Source organism: Bacillus sp. LR--39 (assembly GCF_053613335.1).
This window is the reverse complement of sequence record NZ_JBSIOT010000696.1, coordinates 1-792: the sequence shown is the minus strand read 5'-3', so window position 1 is coordinate 792 and position 792 is coordinate 1. Positions and strand designations below refer to the sequence as shown.

General features: G+C 44.7%; 1 protein-coding gene and 1 pseudogene. Both read left to right on the top strand.

What is annotated here, in order from left to right; genetic code table 11:
- Positions 1–8 precede the first annotated feature (8 nt).
- Positions 9–497 (top strand): spore coat protein CotY, encoded by a 489-nt coding sequence (cotY, locus tag ACWHAR_RS25915; protein WP_003239243.1) that lies wholly within the window; start codon positions 9–11, stop codon positions 495–497.
- Between the two features lie 127 nt (positions 498–624).
- Positions 625–792: pseudogene (gene cotZ / locus ACWHAR_RS25910) on the top strand (spore coat protein CotZ); the annotation flags it as partial.

The following is a 792-nucleotide window of genomic DNA, read 5'->3' as shown; positions in this document are numbered from 1 at the left end:
TGAAATCAATGAGCTGCGGAAAAACCCATGGCCGGCATGAGAACTGTGTATGCGATGCAGTGGAAAAGATTTTAGCAGAGCAGGAGGCAGTTGAAGAACAGTGTCCGACTGGCTGCTATACCAACCTTTTAAACCCTACGATTGCTGGAAAAGACACAATTCCGTTTCTCGTTTTTGATAAAAAAGGCGGATTGTTCTCCACATTCGGAAACGTGGGGGGATTTGTGGATGATATGCAATGCTTTGAATCCATTTTCTTCCGCGTCGAAAAATTATGCGATTGCTGTGCAACACTTTCTATTTTACGCCCGGTCGATGTCAAAGGCGATACCTTAAGTGTTTGCCACCCTTGCGACCCGGATTTCTTCGGGCTAGAAAAAACAGATTTCTGCATTGAAGTCGATCTCGGATGCTTCTGCGCGATTCAGTGCCTGTCACCAGAGCTAGTTGACAGAACATCGCCTCATAAAGATAAAAAGCATCATCACAATGGATAAACACTTGTAAAGAGGAATCCCCTTCCAAACTCTATTACAGGTGCAAATCATTCAGCTGCTTCCAGCGTGAGGCAGCTGACTCTCCATCATTTCGCCAGTCTCAAATTTATAAGGCAGGAGGGATAATATGAGCCAGAAAACATCAAGCTGCGTGCGTGAAGCTGTAGAAAATATTGAAGATCTGCAAAACGCTGTTGAAGAAGACTGCCCGACCGGCTGCCACTCTAAGCTTTTATCTGTAAGCCATTCGTTAGGCGACACAGTGCCTTTTGCAATATTTACATCAAAATCAACG